Below are 16,074 nucleotides of genomic sequence, written 5' to 3' on the forward strand. Positions count from 1 at the left end.
AGTGTTTCACAATAAAACTAATTATAACTATACAAAATATAAATGGATATCTCAACTATTTTTATCTGTATATTTTGCTATCCATTTATATAGTGTAGTTTTTGGGATTTTATAATCATTTATTATTTCTAGCTTCGTTTTTTTTCCGGTTTCAATTTGTTCCAGGATAAATTCTATGATTTCCTTAGTGTAGATATTTTTCCTAAACTCAGGCAAGGAAGATCTTTTTTTATGAGAAGCATTAGCAGGAATTTCCTTTTTCGGAGGAGAAAAGAGTATGAGATGCTGTGAGTAGGCTCGGAAAAAATCATATTCTAACAGTTTGCTCCACCTCAATAATTTGTCAGTTGTAAGATCTTCTTCAAGGAACATTTGTTCAATTTCAGATTCGGTACATTTCATAAAATTACATACTCTCTGCATGTCCAATGCTTCTTCTTGAAACTTAGCTTTAATAGTACTACCAATATGTATTTTTTTAAAGTTCAAAATAAAAAGTATTATATGATTAAAATTTATTCTCGCAAAAAAAGTAAAGTCTTGGGACTTGTTTTCATTGGGTTGATGATAAAAAAGCGTCTGAATTTATCGTGAATGTTTTCACTACACAGCAGACAGATGATATTAATTCCTACTTGAGATTGAGATAATAACAGATAACATTTTTTATCATTTTTGTTCAAATTTAGCACTGATTATTTTCTTATACTAAAATAGCCATACAACATAAGTACATCATTTTCTATCATACATGTAGGATCAAAAAAACTCCCGAAAAACGGGAGTAGCAACTTTGATCAGTAGTATAGATCTCTATAAAATCAAAAATGAAAACTGATTTTGTTATTAAAATATTAAAAATCTATTTTGTTGTAAGAGATAAACCTTAGCTAAATTCTCAATCCAATGAGGTGCTTTTGTTTTTATATACCCAATGTGTCAATAAATTTTCTTAATTTGAATTTATATTTAATATTACAGCTATGTAAAATTATTTATACATCAAAAGTACATCATCGATTTTTTTACTTTAATAATAGGACATCTGGGTAATGAAATTTTTTTTTGATTGAGAAACATTAGGTTTTATTAGGGTTCTATAGTAATTCAATGAACTTATTCCTTATAAATCAAATTCTGTGATTTTTTAATTTGTTATTGTTTTAGTACTATTATTTGTGATGTTTTAATTGATTAATTGATTGGTATATTGTATTTGTAGTAGCAAAGTTTTTTGTTTTAACTAAAATTAGTGAAAATTTTTCAATTGTATAGGTGTTTTTTTATAATTTTATGGAAGCGGAATTGCAATGTGTAATTGGATTGAAAAATTTATTATACATATCCTGTTAAGTTGTTTTTATGTATTAAGTATTGATGTCACTTTTTGTCACTTTAGAAACTTATTATAAAATTTACTATGCCAACACTAAAGCTTAATCAATTTTCGAAAATATTGCTAAGCATCCTAATATGCCTGATATACCTTCCATTTTTTAATTTACTCTATTCTCAGACCTATACTCCTCAATATATAGATAGTATGCTGATAAAAGTTAATGAGGATTTAAGGGTAAGCGGTAGAAAGAAAGAATTGATTAACCTTAATAATAAATTTTGCAATATCAGTAAAAAGCAGGATTATGTAAAAGGAGAGGTACTTTCATATATTAATTTGGGGAATATTTATGCTACCGTTGGAATGTATGAGAAAGCATTCCAATATCTGCATATTGCTGAAGAAAATCTAGAAGGAGTTGATGATTATTATGTGCATACAAAATTATATCAGGAGTACGGTCAGGCCAATTATGTGATAGGTCTTTATAAAAAAGCAATTAAGTATAATTCAAAATCAATTTATTATGGTAAACAAATAAAGAATAAGCGCGATCGAGAAATTTTATCGGTGGTTTATGCAAACAGGGCTGACTTTTTAAGAGAAACCAATTCAATTGATTCTTCGTTAATCTATTTACATAAAGCTTTAGAGATAAAACCTACACCGGTTATCAATTCCACGATTGCTAATCACTATCTGCTTTTTGCTAAAAATGAGGATTCGGCACAAATGTATTTTAACAGAGCGTTTTCTCTTTTAAAACAAAGAGAGTACTGGGATCCTCAGAGAGCTCTTACTTATTTCTATTATGGGAATTTTTTATTTGAAAGACAGGATTATACTTCGGCTTTAGATTATTATATTAAATCAGTAGAAATACTCAAAAAAACCCAAAGAATTTATCAGGTTCCCGTATTATACCAAGCTATTGCTAAGACCTATAAAGAATTAAACAACGGCTCAAAAGAAAAGTATTATCTGGAGAAATATACTAAATTAAATGATAGTCTGGAAAAGGTTTGGGATGAATCAATAAATACTTCTGTTGATAAAATGACCCAGGAAAAGGAGAAAGATGATATAGAAAAACAGCATTCCATCATTATATACAATATAATCGTTTTTGCATTATTAGGTACTATTGTAATTGTGTATTTTTTCTATCGTAAAAGAATTGCGAGAAAACATAGAATAATAGAGAAGAAAGAATTAGAGACAGAATTTTTAATAAAAAAAATGTCTGCTAATGATGAAAGGCTGATATCTTTAGCCAAGAAAAATGATCCTTTATTTTTTAATGAATATCAAAGTGTTTATCCTGGGTTAATTGAAAGGCTTTTTGAAATTAATTCAAAGCTGTCAATAAACGAACTTTCTTTTTGTGCCATGATACACCTGGGTTTTTCTTCTAAAGAAATCGCTCAATATAGTTTTATGCAGCACAGATCAGTACAAACAAAGAAAAACAGATTACGAAAAAAATTAAATATTCCATCCGACGTGGATATTTACTTTTTTTTACAAGGTCTAAGTTCCAAATAGTATTTTGGAGATTTTGACGGGACTTTTAGGAATAAGTTGTTTGAAAATAAAAAGCTTCCTTAAAGAGAAGCTTTTTACTTTGTAATGTCAGAAATTTGAAGTTTCAGCTCTGAAAAGTTAGTAATTGTTAGTTCATACAAGGGATTGGTGAGCTTTCCAAAACCATATTTACAGAAAATGAATGGTAATCCATTGGAATTAGCTGAATCATAATCGGTTTGAGTATCGCCAATGTATACTGAGTTTTCAATGGATAATTGATTTCTTTCCATGAGAAGCTGTATGTTTTCAGATTTATTTTTTTGGGTTCGTCCGTGAGACTCAAAATCAACAAACAGATCATTGAATTGATAATACTCTAAAAATGATTCAATATACCCATCCTGACAGTTGCTTACGATGAAAAGGGAACAGGTTCTGGACAGACTCTTTAAAGTTTCTTCCACACCATCATATAAGATTCCGCCTTCCTGGTGAAGTGTTTTATTTTCTTCTGCTACAATTTCAGAAAGGATTTTCCTGGCTTGCAGATCCGAAATACCGGGAACAATATCTTTTATAATATCGTGCGCTAATAATCCCATATACTGATCCATATCTTCAGGTTTCAGGGCTTTTTTGATCAGCTGATGTTTACCCAATATTTCATTCCATATTTTGATGATCGTAGCTCTGGAATCCCATAATGTTCCATCCAGATCGAAGATTAGATTTTTTGTTTTCAAAATGATAGTTGTTGGATTAATGTAAATATATAACGGTTAAAAACTACAAAATCATGCTCAGCTGCACTCTTTTTCTTGCTTCATCCACTTCCGTTACCTTTACGCGAACATGCTGATGAAGTTTTACCACTTCATTGACATCGGGTACAAAACCGTCTTTAAGCTGGGAAATATGAACCAGTCCGCTTTCTTTAATTCCAAGATCTACAAAACACCCAAAAGCGGTAATATTATTGACAATTCCTGGAAGGATCATCCCTGCTTTTAGATCTTTGATGCTTTTAACATTCGGATCGAACTCAAATACTTTTGCCGCCTTTCTTGGGTCCAGTCCTGGCTTCTCAAGTTCTTTTAAAATATCTTTAATTCCTAAAATTCCTATTTCGCCTGTAATGTAGTTTTCTGGTTTTACCAAGGCTATTTTTTCTTTGTTGGCTATCAGTTCATTGGTTTTAATACCTAAATCTTTTGCCATTTTCTCAACAATTCCATAAGCTTCGGGGTGTACAGCAGAGTTGTCCAACGGGTTTTGTGCATTAGATATTCTTACAAAAGCAGCGGCTTGCTGGAAGGCTTTTTCTCCAAGTCTTGGAACTTTTTTAAGCTGTTTTCTGTCTTCAAATGCGCCGTTTTCAGTACGGTAATTCACAATGTTTTCTGCCATTTTCTCTCCGATTCCTGAAACATAGCTTAAAAGTGACTTACTGGCGGTATTTAAATTAATTCCCACAGAGTTTACACATTTCATCACCGTAGAATCCAGCTCATTTTTCAGTTGAGTCTGATCTACATCATGCTGATATTGTCCAACACCAATAGATTTGGCATCAATCTTTACTAATTCAGCCAGAGGATCAGAAAGTCTTCTTCCGATGGAAACTGCTCCGCGTACCGTTACGTCATACGAAGGAAACTCATCTCTTGCAATTTTACTTGCAGAATAGACTGATGCTCCAGCCTCTGAGACTACAAAAACCTGCAAAGGTTTATCAAATGCAATTTTTTTGATAAAGAATTCTGTTTCACGGCTTGCTGTTCCATTACCAATAGAAATAGCTTCAATATTATAAGCATTGACCATGGACCGGATTTTTTTCATAGCCATTCCGCTTTCATTCTGTGGAGCGTGAGGGTAGAGGGTTTCGTTGTGCAGTAAGTCTCCCTTTTCATCCAGGCACACTACCTTACATCCGCTTCGGTAGCCGGGATCTATTGCCAGAATCCTTTTTTCTCCTAAAGGTGGGGCAAGAAGGAGCTGGCTTAAGTTCTCAGAGAAAATTTCAATCGCTTTTTGGTCTGCTTTTTCTTTGGCTTCCTGTAGGGCTTCATTGGAAATCGCAGGTTCCAGAAGTCTTTTGTAGCTGTCTTTTATTGCCAGTGCAATCTGCTCTGAACTTTCGTTATTGGATTTGATAATAGCCTTTTCAATAAAATCAATAGCCTCTTCTTTGTCTATGCCTACATTTGTTTTTACAAAACCTTCTGCTTCTGCTCTCAGCATGGCCAGAAGCCTGTGAGAAGGTGTTCTGCCAAGGCTTTCTTCCCACTCAAAATATTGGGAGAATTTCTGTGCTTCTTCCTCATCTTTTTTAGCTTTTACCACCTTGGAGGTAATTACTGCTTTGCGTTGAAATAGTCTGCGAAGGTTCTTGCGGACATACATGTTTTCATTGATCCATTCTGCCATAATGTCTCTCGCTCCCTGTAGTGCTTCTTCTTCTGAATTAACTTCATTGTTAATATATTTTGAAGCCAAAAACTGCAGATCGTTATTTTTTTGGCTCATGATGATTTTGGCTAAAGGTTCCAGCCCTTTTTCCTTGGCAGCATCCGCTTTGGTTTTTTTACGCTTTTTGAAAGGCAGATAAAGGTCTTCCAGCTCCTGGATATCAAAGCTTTCTTCTATTCTCTGTTGCAGTTCAGGAGTCAATGCATTCTGTTCTTCTATTGATTTTAAAATAGATTCCTTTCTCTTGACAATGTCTTCAAATTGCTTACTGATCTTTGAGATCTGTTCGATCTGAATTTCATCAAGGTTTCCGGTTTTATCTTTTCGATAACGGGAAATAAAAGGAATGGTACAATCTTCAGATAATAGTTGTAACGTATTGTTGATGCTCTTTTCGGAAATATTGAGATGTCTCTGGATAAATTCTACGGTCGTCATTGTTCTGTTTTCGGATAGCTAAAATAGCATTTTAAAACGAAAAAAGGCGAGTTGCCCCGCCTTGAATGTTTTCACAACGGAATAATCCTTATTGTGAATTGCTTTTTTAAATATCTAGTAAAATAAAAATCCCACGGAGTACGCAGGATTAAAGATTTTCTTCGGCTTTTAGCCTTATTGTGAATTGCTTTTCAAAATTATTAATACAAATATAGAAAAGTTTTTTTAATCTGGTTTTATGGGAAACCGTATAAATTTTATTATTTTTCTATTTATTTTTATAAAATATCAAAACTAATCATCATGAGTAAAATATTAGGAGTTGATCTTGGAAGTAACAGTTCTGGATGGGCAATTAGAAATTTAGACTTAGAAGGCAATCAGATAGAAGATTTTGGAGTTATTACTTTTGAGAAAGGTGTTGCTTCAGAAAAAGGTAACGAGTTTCCTAAAGTTCAGAAAAGAACAGAGAGCAGAGGTAAAAGAAGGAATTATCAGGCGGAAAAATACAGAAAGTTTGGAATTTTGCAATTTCTTATTGAAAGAAATATGTGTCCTCTGCCTATCGAAAATTTTAATAATTGGAAAACGTACAGAAAAGGAAAGAAAAGAGAGTATCCTCAATCCGAAGAATTCCTGAATTGGATAAGATTTGATTTTGATGGTGACGGTTTACCGGACTTTCATTTGTTTGGAAAAGACAAAAACGAGAGTTATTACGTTTTCAGAGCCTTCGCAGGCAATCCGCAATATAAAGATGTATTTACAAATGATCCTCAAATTTTAGGAAGAGTTTTTTATCAGCTTGTTCAAAGAAGAGGTTTCAAAGGAAGAGATGAGGAAGAAGCTAAGACGATGTTAACCGGAAGTGATAAGAACGGAACAAAAGGAAGAAATGATATTGAGGAATATTTAGATAAACATAAAACTTTAGGCGCTGCACTGTATCATTATCAAAAAGACTTCGGAGGAAGAATAAGACAAAGATATAACTTAAGAAAAGACAGTGAAGTAGAATTAAAATGGATTTGTGATTTACACGATATTTCTAAGGATGACTATTCTAAACTATGGAAAGCCATCATCTGGCAACGTCCTTTAAGAACACAGAAAGGATTAATTGGAAACTGTATTTATGAAAAGGGAAAAAAGCGGGTGGCTGTAAGCCATCCGCTGTATGAGGAATATAGAACCTGGGTTTTTATTAATAACTTAAATATTATTCCACCTGTAGATGAAAATAAACAGGAGTACATTCAAACTAAAATTTATCCACTATTTTATAAATCAAAACCTGATTTTGAACTAACTGAAATTGATAAGCAGCTAAAGAAAGACGGTGCTAAAAGGACATCAAAGCATCAAGAAAAAACTAAAGTTCTTTCTGTAAAATTACTTAAACAATTTCAGGATGTTTTTGGAGAAGACTGGAAAGACCTACTAAAATGGGATATCAACGGAGAAAGAAGCTCACAGCCTGTCAAAAAATCTCATACCGAATATACTTTTGAAGATGTTTGGCATGTCCTAATGACTTTTGACGGACAAGAAAATCTTAAGAAATTTGCTTTAGAAAAGCTGAATTTAGATGAAGAAAAAGCAAATAAATTTTCTAAAATCAAATTACAACAAGGCTTCGCAACTTTAAGCCTTTCCGCGATTAAGAAAATTCTTCCCTATTTACAAAAAGGTTTCTTATACAGCCACGCAGTATATATGGCTAATTTATATAGAATGCTTGGAGCAAATGAAATTTCAGAAACATTGATTAATCATTTTTCTGAAGAGATTTCTCAGATTTTAAATCAGGATTCAGCGAACAGAAAAAATGCGGCAATTGTCAATAGTTTGATATCAGAAATGGTTAATGATGAAAACCGCTACTATATTAACGATGAAAGAGATTTGGATAGTACTGAAAACAAGCTTATTTTAAAAAGTATTATTGACAATTACGGACAGGAAAGCTGGGATAAACTGGATGAAGAAACTAAAGGTAATATCATTGATTATGTTTCAGCAAAATATCTTGAATTTCTAAAGAAATCACTTTTTGAAAAAAAGAACCTTTTTGTACAGCCTGAAAGAATTGATGAAAAGATATTTAATTTTTTAAAAGAAACTTATCATGTTTCAGACGAGATGAAAAAATATCTTTGGCATCCGTCTGAACAGGAAAATTATGCGGTAGCTGAAAATTATTTAGAATATTTGGTAGGAAAGAAAAAATATTATGTTAAAGAAAAAAACAGAAGCGGTTTCTTAACAAGAAATCCTGATGCAGAGTTTGAAGGTCGGGAAATTAAATTATTAGGAAATCCGGAGCCATTAAGTAATGGATTTAAAAATCCTATGGCATTGAAGTCTCTCCATAAATTGAAAAATTTGGTGAATTATCTTTTACAGACAGGAAAGATAGATGAAGATACAAAAGTGGTGATTGAGATTGCCAGAGAGCTTAATGATAAAAATAAAAGAAAGGCCATTGAAATTTGGCAGAAGGAAAGGGAGAAAGAAAATGATACTTACAGAAAGGAATTGGCAGTTTATCGTGAAGAATTTCCTAATGTTAATCTTATCGATGAAGATACATTAGTCCGTAAAATCAGATTATGGCACGAACAAAATAAGATTTGTCTTTATACTGGTAAACCAATTTCTTTTTCTGATTTAATTATGGGTAACAAATATGATTTTGAGCATACGATTCCTGCCAGTATCAGTTTCGATAACGAATTGAAAAATCTCACTATTGCTGACTCGGCTTATAATCGTTTACAAAAAGGAAAAAAGTTCCCAACACAATTAGTTAATTATGATACTGAACAGGTTATAAATGGTGAAAGCTATAATCCGATACTAAGGAATATCGAATTTCTTTTTGGAGAAAGAAAAGTGGAATATAAAGAGTTAAAAGGTAAAACAGAGAAAATAGTTACCTGGAAGAAGGTTGAGGAGCTTGAAAAACTATTTGATGAATGGAAAAAGAAGGCTTCCTATGCAAGTACAAAAGAGTACAAAGATTCTTGTATTGTAAAGTATCATACCATAAAAATGGATTTGGATTATTTAAAAGGCAAATTAGCCACTTTTACGATTACAGAATATAAAGCAGGATGGAGAAACAATCAGTTGAGAGATACTCAGATTATCACCAAGTACGCTTTGCCATATTTTAAAACTCTGTTTAAAAGAGTTTCTGTGGAAAAAGGTGGAGTTACTGATATCTTTAAGAAAGTTTATAAAGTACAGTCAAAAGATTCTAAAAAGGATAGAAGCATACACAGTCATCACGCTCAGGATGCCGCAATTCTTACATTAATTCCAAATGCTTTTCATAGAGAAAGAATTATTAAAGCTTATCAAAACGAAATTGATAACAGAACAGGCAAAACCTATCACGAACTTCCTATGGATTGGGATAACTTTTCTGAAAATTATATTTTGGAGCTAAAAGATAAGGTTTTAATTAATAACCTTACGGATAGCCGAACTATTACTCAAACATCTAAAATAATAAGAAAAAGAGGAAAAATAGTTTATGATATAGACAAATCAGGAAACAGGAAAAAACGAGTTGCAAAAGGTGATACAATTCGTGGACAGCTGCACGGAGAGACCTTTTATGGAGCTATCAAACAGCCTGTAAGAGATGAAGATAATAAGATTTTGTTTGATGAAAATAAAAAAATGATTCTTAAAGATGAAATTTATTTAGCTGTCAGAAAACCCCTGGTTTATAAAAAAGATGCTAATTCTTCAGGATTCAAAAGCCTTGAAGAAGTTGAAAAAGCAATTGTTGATAAAGATTTGTTTAAAATAATTAAAAGACAAGCTGAAGAAACAGATTTTAAAACAGCTTTGACAGAAGGTGTTTATATGCTTGATAAAAAAGGTAATAAAGTTAATAGAATCAGAACAATACGCTGTTTCGAAAATGGATTAAAATATGCTACGGCAATTAAAGTTCATAATCACAGTTTTGTCTCAGATAAAGACTACAAAAAATCTACATTAGCGACTAATGGTGAGAACACGTATTGTCTGTTTTACAAAAGTGATTCCGGTAAAGCAATGAGAATTCTTTCTATAGTAGACATAGCGGAACTTAAATTAAAAAATGTTCAAAATCTTTTTACCGAGCCGGAGTTTTCAAATTTTGAAACAGGAAAAGGGAAAAATAAAACATATTTACCTCTTTATTCAGTTTTAAAAAGCGGTGATAAAGTCTTGTTTTATAAAGAAAGTATATACGAATTAAAAGATTTGAAAAAAGAGGAATTATCTAATAGAATGTTCAGAATGTATCAGTTTGAAAAAGATGGAAGAATAAAATTTAAACACCATTTGGCTGCAGGAATTGATACAGAACTCAAAAAAGATAATCCAGAATATTCATTTATTAATTTTGATGAAAAGCAAATTTTTCTAAGACTAAGTCAAGGACAATGGAATTTTGCAATAGAAGGAAGAGATTTTGAGATGTATATTGATGGTACAATAAAATGGAATTTCTAATATGATCACCCGCTCCATCTACATCGGCAATCCCGCTTATCTTAAACTCAAAGACGAGCAGATGAAAATCCTCTGCCCGGAAACCAAAACGGAAAAGGGGAGTGTCCCTGTGGAAGATTTGGGATTATTGATGCTGGATCATTATCAGATTACTATTTCGCACCATCTGATTCAGAAAATGATGGGCAATAATGTCGTGGTGGTGAGTTGTGATGCCCATCATTTACCGCACGGAATAATGCTTCCGCTGTACGGACATACCGAACATTCCGATCGGGTAAAAGATCAGCTGGAAGCCAGTGAACCACTGAAAAAGCAGCTCTGGAAACAGACGGTGGAATGTAAAATTGAAAATCAGAAAAATGTTCTGATGAAACTGGGGAATTATTACGAACCGATGATTGAATATCAGAGAAACGTAAAGTCCGGCGATATAACGAATATGGAGGGGATTGCGGCGCAGCATTACTGGAAATATCTCATCAGTCTGGATTTTCTGAGACAGCGTTTTGGAGATTCACCCAATCAGTTCTTTAATTTCGGGTATGCGGTTCTTAGAAGTATTGTCGCCAGAGCTATTGTGGAAACTGGATTGCTGCCTGTTCTTGGTATTTTTCATAAAAATAAATACAATCCGTACTGTCTTGCAGACGATTTGATGGAACCTTACCGTCCATTTGTTGATTTACTGGTGATGCAGTGGCTGAAAATTCATCCTGATACGGAAGAACTGTCGAAAGAATTTAAAGCACATATCCTGCAGATTGCAACCAAAGATGTGAGCATAGATGATAAAACAAGGCCATTGCTGGTTGCTGTAAAAACAACGGCTTCGTCACTTTACAAATGCTATACAGGAGAAAAACGGCTAATCTCTTATCCTCAACTGCTATGAATGCCGAAAGGTTTAATGCATACCGAATTATGTGGGTTTTAGTATTATATGACCTCCCGACCGAAACGAAAGCGAATATGAAAGATGCAAACCGCTTTCGGAAGGCATTAATTGATGATGGCTTTACGTTATTTCAGTTTTCGATGTATGTACGCCACTGTCCAAGCCGTGAAAATGCAGAAGTACATATCAAAAGAGTGAAATTTATGTTGCCGAAAGCCGGAAAAGTTGCTATTATGTGCATTACGGATAAACAGTTTGGAGACATCGAGATCTTTTTTGCCAGAAATAAAGAAGAACCGCCCCCTACCTTTCAGCAACTCGAATTATTCTAAATTTTAAATTCTAAATACAAAAATAATCTACTGATTTTCAGTAGATTATTTTTTTGAGGCTGTGACTCATCACGAAGATAATAATTTTTGAAAGCAATTCACAACGAATGCGACCAAATCCAGTTGAAGAACGTGGCTGTGACTCATCACGAAGATAATAATTTTTGAAAGCAATTCACAACGGTTGTGGGGAAATGTAATTGGAACTGCTAGCTGTGACTCATCACGAAGATAATAATTTTTGAAAGCAATTCACAACCAGGGGGATTTCCTAATGTGAGATTTGATGGCTGTGACTCATCACGAAGATAATAATTTTTGAAAGCAATTCACAACGTAACAAATTTTCACTATATTAGAGGTAAAGCTGTGACTCATCACGAAGATAATAATTTTTGAAAGCAATTCACAACTTATTGTTGTCTTCATCCTCTACCCATTCAGCTGTGACTCATCACGAAGATAATAATTTTTGAAAGCAATTCACAACTGAAGCCTTGCATCTGATGATCTGACACCAGCTGTGACTCATCACGAAGATAATAATTTTTGAAAGCAATTCACAACGCTTATTTTACTGGGGGTTTTTTAATTAGAGCTGTGACTCATCACGAAGATAATAATTTTTGAAAGCAATTCACAACTGCTTTATTTCAAACTTTGGAATAACCTTTGCTGTGACTCATCACGAAGATAATAATTTTTGAAAGCAATTCACAACCAAATAGGATAATGACATATGAGTCAGATCGCTGTGACTCATCACGAAGATAATAATTTTTGAAAGCAATTCACAACCACATCTCCAATCAATAATTTCATAAAACCGCTGTGACTCATCACGAAGATAATAATTTTTGAAAGCAATTCACAACTCTTTCTCTGATGATTTATTAAAGAGAGTTGCTGTGACTCATCACGAAGATAATAATTTTTGAAAGCAATTCACAACTTCAGAAGAACAACAAACTGAAATTTTAAAGCTGTGACTCATCACGAAGATAATAATTTTTGAAAGCAATTCACAACGCTTCCCACGTTGCAATATTTTCTTCCCAAGCTGTGACTCATCACGAAGATAATAATTTTTGAAAGCAATTCACAACTTGGCATCCTGCCAGGTGTTTTCACACCAAGCTGTGACTCATCACGAAGATAATAATTTTTGAAAGCAATTCACAACTACGATCCTAAAGCTCCTCACAATCAAATCGCTGTGACTCATCACGAAGATAATAATTTTTGAAAGCAATTCACAACTACAGCAGTGTGTTTACTTATTAGAATACTGCTGTGACTCATCACGAAGATAATAATTTTTGAAAGCAATTCACAACGATAAGCGTGAGGCTTACACCATACTATGGCTGTGACTCATCACGAAGATAATAATTTTTGAAAGCAATTCACAACTAAAAGGTGGCAGCATTATCGATGATGCAAGCTGTGACTCATCACGAAGATAATAATTTTTGAAAGCAATTCACAACTATACCACTTGATTTGTATCCGACGTAATAGCTGTGACTCATCACGAAGATAATAATTTTTGAAAGCAATTCACAACCAGGGAGAAAAACAAGGAAAAAATAAGGCAGCTGTGACTCATCACGAAGATAATAATTTTTGAAAGCAATTCACAACCTTCAAGACTATTTGTTAAAATCGGAGGCTGCTGTGACTCATCACGAAGATAATAATTTTTGAAAGCAATTCACAACGAGAAGATGCACTAGTATTCGTTATTATAGGCTGTGACTCATCACGAAGATAATAATTTTTGAAAGCAATTCACAACTAGTAGCAAATTAAAACATTATGAAAAATAGCTGTGACTCATCACGAAGATAATAATTTTTGAAAGCAATTCACAACTCCGGTGGTCTTTTGGTTTTTATATTCAAAGCTGTGACTCATCACGAAGATAATAATTTTTGAAAGCAATTCACAACCTAATTGTTGCAAGATTTGTATAATTGAGGGCTGTGACTCATCACGAAGATAATAATTTTTGAAAGCAATTCACAACCCTACCCTTTAACTTGCGAAAGTTAATATAGCTGTGACTCATCACGAAGATAATAATTTTTGAAAGCAATTCACAACCAGACTTATCGCCCTCATTATCATGCTATTGCTGTGACTCATCACGAAGATAATAATTTTTGAAAGCAATTCACAACCCTCCATAAGAGTATTTAAATTTCTATTCTGCTGTGACTCATCACGAAGATAATAATTTTTGAAAGCAATTCACAACAGTTCCTTCTTGTAAAGCTTTATTAAGTTCGCTGTGACTCATCACGAAGATAATAATTTTTGAAAGCAATTCACAACCAAGACTGGATGAAGTTTACAGCTGCTGAAGCTGTGACTCATCACGAAGATAATAATTTTTGAAAGCAATTCACAACCAATAAGGCAATTCGGAAACACAAAGCAGGGCTGTGACTCATCACGAAGATAATAATTTTTGAAAGCAATTCACAACCTTCGTACAACTGAGGTTTCGACTTTTCTAGGTGTGACTCATCACGAAGATAAGAATATCCGCAAATGGCTTTTATCATTACAAATAATAAAAATACCACATTTCTTGATGTATGTTAAGGGATCTCCAAGTAGGTTTTTCTATTTTTGTACGCGAAAACAACAAAATTTCAATAAACTTTTTTAAAACAGTTCAATATGAAAAAAATTAGCGTAATTGCATTAGTAGGAGTAGGATTGCTTTTAGCATCATGTAATAAAGAAAAATCAGCAGAGTCTGCAGCGACAGCTCAGGAGCAGACAGTAGCTGAAAGCAAAGGTGAAATACTGGCAGTGGATACAGTAGCTTCAGTAGTGAACTGGAAAGCTTTCCACAAAGGAGGGATGGCACCTCGTTGGGGAACACTTACGGTAAAGTCTGGAGACATCAGTGTTGATGCAGGTCAGGTTGCAGCAGGAAATTTTATTATTGATATGAATTCTATTAAAGTAGACCCGGCTTCAGTAACAGAAAAAGATAAAAAGCCGGCTGATCTTGAAGCTCACCTTAAAAATCCTGATTTCTTTGATGTAGCGAAAAACCCTACTTCAGATTTCAAAATTACAAGTGTTACAGATTTGAAAGAAGCACCAAAAGATGCTGTAGCAGGAGCTAATAAAACGGTAAGCGGAAACCTTACTTTATCAGGAAAAACAATGAATGTTACTTTCCCTGCGAAAGTAGAGGTAGCTGAAAATTCAGCAGCTATTCAGGCTAAGTTTACTGTGAACAGAGCAGATTGGGGACTTAAATTCGGTACTTCTGAAGCAGATCCGGCAGAATGGATGATCAGCAAAGATATCGAGATTGCTATCGACGTAAAAGCTAAAAAATAAGTTATTTAAACTTTAATAACAACAAGAGCTGTCTTCATGAAGGCAGCTCTTTTTTATTTTAGATTTTTTGCTCAAGTAGATAAAAAAATTAATTGATAATCTTAGAATTCTGAATTCTTACACAAAATTCACTTCCAAGATACAAAGGATTGCCATGTTTCTCAGACCAGAATCCATCCAGAACGTCTTTGCTGAGGCAGCGGTAAACAGCAACTCCTTTATAGATTTTATCATCTTCTCCTTTGTAGTTGAAATTAATCACTAAAATCTGGTCTTTGTAAAATCCTGTTCCATTTTGCTGATGGTCGCCAATCATCCATTGGGCAATAATACGGTTGTTTTCATCAATAGTTAAGGTTAATATTCCATGATAAGATGAATGGGAAGACTCTTCCTGATTACTTCCTTCAATTGAATAGCTTCCTGCAAGATCCTGTACCGTCATTGAATTGTTTTTAAGAAGGACAAATTTAAAAAAATCTTATTCTGATAAAACTGCAACATGATAAATAAGTATAAATTTTAGAGTTGTTCCATGTACAAATTAAGCTTTACTTTTGCAGTAAATTAATTTTAGAATGATTCCTTTTCTGTTGATAATGAACCTTATTACATTTGGTGTCTTTGGTTTTGATAAATGGCAAGCCCAAAAACATCAGTGGAGAATTTCAGAAAATACTCTTTTATTACTCTCAATTTTAGGCGGAATTTTAGGAGCTGCTTCCGGAATGATTCTTTTTAATCACAAAGTTTCCAAAAAGTCCTTTCTAATGAAATTCGTTCTTGTGGTTTTAATTAATCTGGTGTTTTTTTATCGATTGATAAGGCATTGATATTAAAAATGTTAAATGTTTTAATATTACGTTTGGTGTTATATTTTTATCATGCTAATAACAAACAACATGAAACATCTCAAAAAAATCTCCAGAACTGAAATTGAAATTGTTACAAAGAGGAATTATTAAAGGAATGGTAAGATATAAAGATGCCGATACATGTGCTGTAAGATGGGTTGGGGAACCGGATTCTCCAGTAATTGCGGTGAGTTTGATATTATATGCGGAGAACCACCTGCAGTAGATCCATGCGAAGTACAGATCTGCATATAGATAGGATAAAGAGTGTTTTTTGAACACTCTTTTTTTATTGTCTTGTAAATAAGTATTTTGAACAAATTATTAAAT

Annotated in this window: 11 protein-coding genes and 1 CRISPR repeat array; of the genes, 7 read left to right on the forward strand and 4 right to left on the reverse strand. The window is 33.2% G+C overall.

Annotation, left to right across the window (positions count from 1 at the left end; all coding sequences use genetic code 11):
• Window positions 1-51 precede the first annotated feature (51 nt).
• Window positions 52-489: a transposase gene (locus tag ACODR7_RS12880; protein WP_488839560.1), complete on the reverse strand. Its 438-nt coding sequence runs from the start codon at window positions 487-489 to the stop codon at window positions 52-54.
• Window positions 490-1,543: 1,054 nt separating this feature from the next.
• Here ACODR7_RS12880 and ACODR7_RS12885 point away from each other — a divergent pair.
• Window positions 1,544-2,884 (forward strand): tetratricopeptide repeat protein, encoded by a 1,341-nt coding sequence (locus tag ACODR7_RS12885; RefSeq protein ID WP_488839562.1) that lies wholly within the window; start codon window positions 1,544-1,546, stop codon window positions 2,882-2,884.
• Between the two features lie 74 nt (window positions 2,885-2,958).
• On the opposite strand, the gene ACODR7_RS12890 is transcribed toward ACODR7_RS12885, so the two are convergent.
• Window positions 2,959-3,609 carry an HAD family hydrolase gene (locus ACODR7_RS12890; protein ID WP_488839564.1) on the reverse strand — a complete coding sequence of 217 codons (651 nt, stop codon included), beginning with the start codon at window positions 3,607-3,609 and terminating at the stop codon, window positions 2,959-2,961.
• 43 nt (window positions 3,610-3,652) lie between these two features.
• Complete coding sequence (locus ACODR7_RS12895) at window positions 3,653-5,776, reverse strand: Tex family protein (RefSeq protein ID WP_488839566.1); 2,124 nt, start codon at window positions 5,774-5,776, stop codon at window positions 3,653-3,655.
• Window positions 5,777-6,079: 303 nt separating this feature from the next.
• On the opposite strand from ACODR7_RS12895, the gene cas9 reads away from it, so the two are divergent.
• The 4 genes from cas9 (at window position 6,080) to ACODR7_RS12915 (ending at window position 14,890) form a co-directional block, all read left to right on the forward strand.
• Window positions 6,080-10,294, forward strand: coding sequence for a type II CRISPR RNA-guided endonuclease Cas9 (gene cas9, locus ACODR7_RS12900; RefSeq protein ID WP_488839568.1), 4,215 nt, complete (start codon window positions 6,080-6,082; stop codon window positions 10,292-10,294).
• 1 nt (window position 10,295) lies between these two features.
• A complete protein-coding gene (gene cas1 / locus ACODR7_RS12905) occupies window positions 10,296-11,189 on the forward strand; it encodes a type II CRISPR-associated endonuclease Cas1 (protein WP_488839570.1) in 894 nt (297 codons plus the stop codon).
• Window positions 11,186-11,524: a CRISPR-associated endonuclease Cas2 gene (cas2, locus tag ACODR7_RS12910; protein WP_007842732.1), complete on the forward strand. Its 339-nt coding sequence runs from the start codon at window positions 11,186-11,188 to the stop codon at window positions 11,522-11,524. The genes cas1 and cas2 overlap by 4 nt, the downstream gene beginning before the upstream one ends.
• A gap of 58 nt (window positions 11,525-11,582) precedes the next feature.
• Window positions 11,583-14,015: direct repeats of the CRISPR family, unit length 47 nt; unit sequence GCTGTGACTCATCACGAAGATAATAATTTTTGAAAGCAATTCACAAC.
• Between the two features lie 197 nt (window positions 14,016-14,212).
• Window positions 14,213-14,890 carry a YceI family protein gene (locus ACODR7_RS12915; protein WP_488839572.1) on the forward strand — a complete coding sequence of 226 codons (678 nt, stop codon included), beginning with the start codon at window positions 14,213-14,215 and terminating at the stop codon, window positions 14,888-14,890.
• 88 nt (window positions 14,891-14,978) lie between these two features.
• Here the strand turns inward: ACODR7_RS12915 and ACODR7_RS12920 are convergent, their stop codons facing one another.
• A complete protein-coding gene (locus ACODR7_RS12920; RefSeq protein ID WP_488839573.1) occupies window positions 14,979-15,335 on the reverse strand; it encodes a hypothetical protein in 357 nt (118 codons plus the stop codon).
• A gap of 154 nt (window positions 15,336-15,489) precedes the next feature.
• Between ACODR7_RS12920 and ACODR7_RS12925 the strand changes: the two genes are divergently transcribed.
• Together ACODR7_RS12925 and ACODR7_RS12930 are read left to right on the forward strand one after the other, a co-directional pair.
• Window positions 15,490-15,723, forward strand: coding sequence for a DUF1294 domain-containing protein (locus ACODR7_RS12925; RefSeq protein ID WP_488839621.1), 234 nt, complete (start codon window positions 15,490-15,492; stop codon window positions 15,721-15,723).
• Window positions 15,724-15,826: 103 nt separating this feature from the next.
• On the forward strand, window positions 15,827-15,970 hold the full coding sequence (locus ACODR7_RS12930) for a hypothetical protein (protein WP_488839575.1): 144 nt from the start codon (window positions 15,827-15,829) through the stop codon (window positions 15,968-15,970).
• The last annotated feature ends 104 nt before the right edge of the window (window positions 15,971-16,074 follow it).

Source organism: Chryseobacterium sp. FG46, from assembly GCF_057809135.1.